Annotated in this window: 7 protein-coding genes and 2 pseudogenes; 7 read left to right on the forward strand and 2 right to left on the reverse strand. The window is 55.5% G+C overall.

All coding sequences use genetic code 11. The features are described from left to right. Positions 1 to 261 precede the first annotated feature (261 nt). A complete protein-coding gene (locus P3T22_RS32980) occupies positions 262 to 399 on the forward strand; it encodes a hypothetical protein (RefSeq protein WP_420488472.1) in 138 nt (45 codons plus the stop codon). Between the two features lie 19 nt (positions 400 to 418). Here the strand turns inward: P3T22_RS32980 and P3T22_RS32985 are convergent, their stop codons facing one another. Continuing rightward, a complete protein-coding gene (locus tag P3T22_RS32985; protein ID WP_148662104.1) occupies positions 419 to 604 on the reverse strand; it encodes a hypothetical protein in 186 nt (61 codons plus the stop codon). A 724-nt stretch (positions 605 to 1,328) separates the two neighbouring features. Here P3T22_RS32985 and P3T22_RS32990 point away from each other — a divergent pair. The 6 genes and pseudogenes from P3T22_RS32990 (at position 1,329) to P3T22_RS33015 (ending at position 5,156) form a co-directional block, all read left to right on the forward strand. After that, positions 1,329 to 1,664: a Rieske 2Fe-2S domain-containing protein gene (locus tag P3T22_RS32990; RefSeq protein ID WP_429327252.1), complete on the forward strand. Its 336-nt coding sequence runs from the start codon at positions 1,329 to 1,331 to the stop codon at positions 1,662 to 1,664. Between the two features lie 15 nt (positions 1,665 to 1,679). Beyond that, positions 1,680 to 1,907: a hypothetical protein gene (locus P3T22_RS32995; RefSeq protein ID WP_063495227.1), complete on the forward strand. Its 228-nt coding sequence runs from the start codon at positions 1,680 to 1,682 to the stop codon at positions 1,905 to 1,907. 61 nt (positions 1,908 to 1,968) lie between these two features. Then, complete coding sequence (locus P3T22_RS33000; protein ID WP_429327253.1) at positions 1,969 to 2,547, forward strand: ferredoxin reductase; 579 nt, start codon at positions 1,969 to 1,971, stop codon at positions 2,545 to 2,547. Next, positions 2,540 to 3,072: pseudogene (locus P3T22_RS33005) on the forward strand (formaldehyde dehydrogenase, glutathione-independent); the annotation flags it as partial. The gene P3T22_RS33000 and the pseudogene P3T22_RS33005, both read left to right, overlap by 8 nt. A 76-nt stretch (positions 3,073 to 3,148) precedes the next feature. Beyond that, a pseudogene (locus tag P3T22_RS33010) lies at positions 3,149 to 3,865 on the forward strand (hypothetical protein); the annotation flags it as partial. Positions 3,866 to 3,995: 130 nt separating this feature from the next. After that, entirely contained in the window at positions 3,996 to 5,156 is a 1,161-nt protein-coding gene (locus P3T22_RS33015; protein ID WP_429327254.1) for a porin, read from the forward strand. A gap of 149 nt (positions 5,157 to 5,305) precedes the next feature. Here the strand turns inward: P3T22_RS33015 and P3T22_RS33020 are convergent, their stop codons facing one another. Beyond that, entirely contained in the window at positions 5,306 to 5,620 is a 315-nt protein-coding gene (locus P3T22_RS33020) for an alpha/beta hydrolase-fold protein (RefSeq protein WP_429327255.1), read from the reverse strand. Positions 5,621 to 6,181 lie beyond the last annotated feature (561 nt).

The raw sequence follows: 6,181 nt of genomic DNA on the forward strand, positions 1-6,181 counted from the left end.
CACGCCGGAAATTTCGGCTCCAAAGCGTGGCAGGATGGGTTCAACAGTCAGCGTCATGATGCTCCTCCTAGTTCTTGATGATGGAGCAGCAAGATACCTTGAAATCAGACGCGTGATAATTAGCTATATCGTTCCCAGATATGTTCCCACGAGTTGCAAACGAGCATGTGCCCGAAACGACACGGGCCGCCGTATTTCCCGGTGTCATCGTCGTGATAGGTCGCACTGAGGGCGCGGATCGTCGCATACCGACCTGTCCGTATACATCCCGTCTTTTCAACCGATAGTATGGATCTACTGATGAAGCTCGTCAGAGCTGGCATCGGCATTGCATTGGTACCCTCCGTACTACTGGATAAGTCGGAGCAGACTGATTTGAAAGTTTTACTAACCGAATAACGCATTGAACCGCTTTTGCTTAAAGCCATGATGCCCGACTATCGACTCGGTGCACAACCCATCCTCCCCGGAATCGGGTGGGCAGCACCGAAAACTCGACGCCAAATCTTTCCTGCAGCGGATGAACCTGTTGGTTGACGAACGGTATATCGACGATGACACCGGGAAATACGGCGGCCCGTGTCGTTTCGGGAACATCGCTCATTTGCAACTCCTGGGAACATATCTGGGAACGATATAGCTAATTATCACGCGTCTGATTTCAAGGTATCTTGCTGCTCCATCATCAAGAACTAGGAGGCGCATCATGACCCGGACAGCTGAGCCCATCCTGCCACGCTTTGGATCTGAAATTTCCGGCGTGGACATTCCTGCCCCGCTCGACGCAACTGTCCAGGCAGAACTTCTGCGCGCAGCCGGCGCCTGTGGGACCGGTTGGATCGATCGTTGGGCCCTTAGCCGCGGGACTGCTACTCGGCTTGAGCTGGACAGCTCGCGACAGCTTATCGATCAAAGCGTTACAGAGCTTATTGCGCGGCGTGGTAATCGGGAGCATTCGCACTGGTGCGCCGCCCACAAAGCCGTTTGGCAGATGCAGGGCTGTTTCGTGTGCTGAAATTCCGTTCCTCCCACGGACGTAAACCTGGTCGATGATTCGCTCACCTGAAGAGGAGTTGGCGCAGCGTGCGAGATTTTATTGCTTCAGCATACGCTCTGGACTCGCGAGAATTTATCAGGAACCGAGTGACGGGTTCTGTTTCAGCAAGGCTAGAGATCAAGCAATGGCGACGTTTCCAAACGGTTTTGATGTGGTGCGCGGCAAGCGCCCTGTCGATTACAACATGAAGTTGATATGTCGCGGAGACCGGAAATCGCTGTTCGAGAATTAGAGTCCGTCAACGACACGGTAAAACTTATAGGCGAAGAAAATGTATCCACTTGCAGAAGGCATGTTCGCGCCGCTCAACCAATGGTATGTGGCGGCCTGGTCCAACGAAGTGACGCGCGAACCCATGGAGCGCATGCTGCTGGACGAGACGGTTGTTATGTACCGCAATCCGGCGGGGGAGCCTATAGCAGTGGCGGGAAAGTGCCTTCATCGAGGTTATCCGCTCAGCAAGGGCTTACTGATAGGCGATGAGATCGAGTGCGGTTATCACGGACTTCGTTTTCAACCCAATGGCGCTTGCAGCTTGATTCCTAGTCAGAATGTGATTCCGAAAGGCTGCAAGATCAAGGCATACCCTGTTGCGGGGCGCGGGTAATGGATCTGGATCTGGATGGGAGACCCGGCGTTCGCCGACGAGAGCCTGATCCCCGATCATTTCGACATCGGGCTTTCGAATCCCGAATACAAGTGCATCGGCGGTTGGTATAAGCCCGTGCCTGGCCGCTATATGCTCATGCACGACAACCTATTTGATCTGACGCACCTTGGCTACCTGCATCGCAACACGTTTGGCGGCGGCGCAGACGAGGCTCCTATCCTGGGAACTGGACTTAATTAAACGCGAACCCGAAGTCAGTGTCGCACCGCTTCAGGCTTGCCTGCTGCCAGGGAAAGTTACCATGCTTACTGTAAAAGTGACAAGCAAGACTGTCGTTGCCGACGGGATTTGTTCGTTCGAGCTAACGAGCGCGGAAGGCGTCTTGCTGCCTGCATTCTCGGCCGGATCGCATATCGAGGTTCACTTACCCGGTGGACTGATTCGGCAATATTCACTTTGCAACAATCCTGACGAGAACCATCGCTACGTCATAGGGGTGTTAAAGGACCCTGGCTCTCGGGGGGGCTCGGTTGCCATGCATGAGCTCATGGAAGGGGCCGAGATTGTCATTGGTGAGCCGAAAAATCACTTCGCGCTCGCGCGGCATGCCACACACTCCATCCTCGTTGCCGGAGGAATCGGAATTACACCTCTCCTGTGTATGGCGGAACGCCTGGTAAACGAAGGCGCCTCCTTCGAACTGCACTACTGCGCCCGCACGCTCGACAAGATCGCCTTCAAGGAACGGTTTAGGCTCCACGATCTGGTTTCCAACACGTTTCTTCATCTCGACGATCACGGCGACTCGCAGCAATTCAATACGCGCGCGACCTTCAGTCGGAGTGCCGACCCCGGCACTCACGTCTATCGCGCGCCTTGAACACGCGAAGAGAATGGGCTTTGAAACGGTCAACCTAGCAAGCGACGCGTCACTTGTTAAACAGATCAAACATATCGTTCGGAAGCCGGAAGTGGATTGCGCCGTCGATTGCGTTGGATTCGAAGCTCGTGGCCACGGAAGCTCGGGATCGCAGCACGAGGCCCCGGCGACCGTGCTGAACTCCCTGATGGAGATCACGCGAGCAGCAGGCAACATCGGAGTTCCTGGCTTGTATGTAACCGGCGATCCAGGCGCTATCGACGAAGCGGCGAAGCGGGGTAGTCTGAGTGTGCGGCTGGGCCTTGGATGGGCGAAGTCACACAACTTTTTCACGGGCCAGACGCCTGTGATGAAGTACAACAATCAGTTGATGATGGCCATCCCGGGCGGCGCATTAATATCGCCGAAGTGGTCAATGTAGAAGTGATTTCGCTCGATGATGCACCGAAGGGATATGAGGCATTCGATGCAGGCGCTGCCAAGAAGTTCGTGCTCGATCCGCATGGTTTGTTGCGGGCAAATTGAGCGCCCTCGGCGCCAGACTACTTGTCATGTTATCTGATTCTTACAGACATGCTCCGGGGCGGCAAGATCAACGTGAATGAAATCCTACTCAAGAGAAAGAAAAAGAAGTGCTTGTGCGTCGCATGATGCCGCCGGAACACGCGCTGGTTTCGGCGCTGTCCAGCGAAGGGAGAATTACGGAACATACGTTGTACAGGTGACGCCGAGAGGCGGAAGGATAAGGGTTGGCCGTGCCGGGCGATGGGAAGAATTTCTAGGGATGGTTTTCGGAAAACAGATTGAAGTGGTGCTGGAGACCACGCTGCTCGATGCAGTGGATGTGGCCGAGTACGGTCGTCTTGAGGTTCTTTATCCGGAACAGATATCCGCTTGGCGAACCGCTTGTCGTCCGGCTAATGCAAATGCCGCGGAGCAGGCACGCGAGCAGCGCCAGCAGTCGAAAGAGGACGGGAAGCGCGTTCAGCAACTCGAGAGAAATTGCAGCGCGAGAAGGCGCTGGCGGAAGCGGCCGCGGTGCCGATTCTGAGAAACAGGCCCAGGAGATCTGGCGAGACAAAGAGGACGATTGATCAAAGTCCCGGATCAACTGTTACAGGTATCGTTGATTCGCGAGGCAGCGCAAGTCATGCTGCCGGCTGTAGAAGACAGGCGACGAACTGGGCGTGAGCCTGGACACGTTCCAACGCTGTGTGGGAAGCGGCGATGCGGTGCTCGCCGCACGACGACAGGACGGTCACCGCCGGGCAACAAGCTGAGTGAGGCACAAGGGCTCCAGATTCTGGAGGTCGCAAACTACGGCCTCGGCGGTGATCTTTTCACCGTCATACCAGGCCTCACCGACGCGTTGCGTTGAATCTCCACATGGCGGCGCGATACGGCGCCTGAAGACTGAATTATTACCACAAAGACGAGGAGACAAGAAAATGCGTGCGCATTCGCAATCCGTACCGGCCGTGATCCGCTTTGCCGCGATCGCGTCCACTATAGCGTGTTACGGTTCGCCTGCCGTTGCCCAGTCATCGGTGACGCTCTACGGGACGATCGATTCGGGGCTGTTTTATCAGAGCGCGTCGGCAGCTTCGCTCAGTCCGAAAGCGGCCAATACGGGGAGCGTTTTTGCCGTGAAGGACGGCGGCGTGTCACCGAGCAACTGGGGCATTAAAGGAACCGAGGACCTGGGCGGCGGTTACCAGGTTTTTTTCAGGTTGCAGAATGGATTTAGTAGTACGAATGGAAAATCGATCATTGGAGACAACACGGCACCGACCAGTTCAATTTTCAATCAAATGGCTTATATCGGCTTATCGGGATCATTCGGCGCCGTGACGGTTGGCCGACAACTGGCGCCCATGGCGTTTGCAATACAAGCCACCGACGTTCGCGGAGCCGCGTACTTTGGCAGCGCTCTCATGGCGTGGGTTGGCATGAATACGGCCGCGGGGTGGAGCCTCGGTAGCACCAATGCACCTCTGGGGGCTTTGTTTGAAAGCAACGCGATCGTATATAGGTCTCCGACCGTCTCTGGATTCACCGGCTCTCTGGAATTCGCCCTCGGAGGCGTCCCGGGGAGCTTTCAGGCCAACACGCGCGAGTCGGTGGTGTTGCAGTACGCCAACTATGGACTTCACCTCTCGGCGCTCTATTACAACGGTCACGACGCCAATCCCATTCCACTCACAGCGCCTGCAACCGGTGTCGCGAACAATCGAATGATTTACTTTGGTGCACTCTATGACTTTGCGAACTTTTCGTTCTCGGCTTCTTACAGCAACGGCAGGAATCCAGCCGAATCCAACTTGGTCGATATCGACATGTATTCTGCCGGGGTGGGATATGTGTTCTCGCCGGCTCTAACGGTGACGAGCGGGATCTACTACCTGAAGGACAGGCATGATTCGACCAACAAGTCCGTGATGTTTGCGGTCGTGGCGGACTATCAACTCTCGAAGACAACCACCGTGTACGCGCAATTGGGCCATGTGAACAATCAGGGAAATATGACCGATATGGTGGCATATGGCGAGCTAGCGGCTCCCGGCACGTCGACGGTGGCGGTGAATGTCGGTATTCGCCATCAATTCTGACATCTGCTGTGGGGGTCCCATCGAACGGCCTGATATGCCCATCCGGTTTGTGTTCACTGGAAGACTGGTGGCGATTACCTCAGGCTGTTCGTGCAAGACGGATGAGTACATGCAGTAATGACGACACACGGTTCCCGAGTGGCGTCTACCTAAAACCCGGCTCCGATCCGAACGTCCCAAGCATCCGGCTCGTCGACGACGCCCTCTCCACGCGGACTTGTATCAGGAGTGACGATGGCAATGCCATGTTCCGCAACGTACCGTTGAGCGCCGGCCTTGATCGCGAGGGTCTCCTCGCTGCATGAGAAGCCGGCCAGAAAAAGCAGGGCTGGCACTTTGCCACGCGACGCTTGCGGCGGAAGATACACACCAAAGCACATCGATCCTCCGACCGAAGAGGAATCCTGATGATAGAAACACTGCAAGGCCCAGAAAGTCATGTATTCAGATGGTAGTTCTAGCATTGTTCGACCTTAACCATACAGTACGACCGAGCGAATCGATTAGCGCTTTTCAACCAACTCCAAATGGACGTCCACCTCGCTTGGGGCTGGTGGCAGCATTTCTCTCCCGAGCATTTAAATGTTTGCCATCAGGCAGCCGGCTGATATGTCTGCATTGAGGGCGCTCGTGTAGCTGGCGGATAGACATTCCACGAACCATCGGTGTGACGAAAAAACACAATCGCCAAAGAGCCATGTGGACGAACTACGCCAACACGAACGTATCGAGCCCCGCTAGGCATCACGCGGCCGAAATCGAACACCTGAACAGGCATTGCCGGAGTGGACTGGAACCACTTTTCAACTGACAGGCGCAACGATCGTTCGCGAGTTTTCATCAATGCGCTCCTTTCCTGCACGCCTTATCCCCGGTTCGGTTAATCCGGCTTCGGATGCGTGCTATTTTCTTGCTCTGTGCACTAGGCTGTAGTTTTGTCGACGACATCGAACACGTTGGAGAAGGCGTCCTTCGCGTCACTGATGACGGATGCGTCTCGAATTGTCGTACGTCGCATGTCGCGC

Source organism: Paraburkholderia sp. GAS348 (assembly GCF_050434205.1).
GTDB lineage: Bacteria > Pseudomonadota > Gammaproteobacteria > Burkholderiales > Burkholderiaceae > Paraburkholderia.

Excerpts from the sequence above, each read along its gene's own strand:
- P3T22_RS32995 (WP_063495227.1), top strand. The coding sequence starts at position 1,680 with ATGGGAGACCCGGCGTTCGCCGACGAGAGCCTGATCCCCGATCATTTC.
- P3T22_RS33020 (WP_429327255.1), bottom strand. The coding sequence starts at position 5,620 with ATGCTAGAACTACCATCTGAATACATGACTTTCTGGGCCTTGCAGTGT.
- P3T22_RS33015 (WP_429327254.1), top strand. The coding sequence starts at position 3,996 with ATGCGTGCGCATTCGCAATCCGTACCGGCCGTGATCCGCTTTGCCGCG.
- P3T22_RS33000 (WP_429327253.1), top strand. The coding sequence starts at position 1,969 with ATGCTTACTGTAAAAGTGACAAGCAAGACTGTCGTTGCCGACGGGATT.
- P3T22_RS32990 (WP_429327252.1), top strand. The coding sequence starts at position 1,329 with ATGTATCCACTTGCAGAAGGCATGTTCGCGCCGCTCAACCAATGGTAT.
- P3T22_RS32985 (WP_148662104.1), bottom strand. The coding sequence starts at position 604 with ATGAGCGATGTTCCCGAAACGACACGGGCCGCCGTATTTCCCGGTGTC.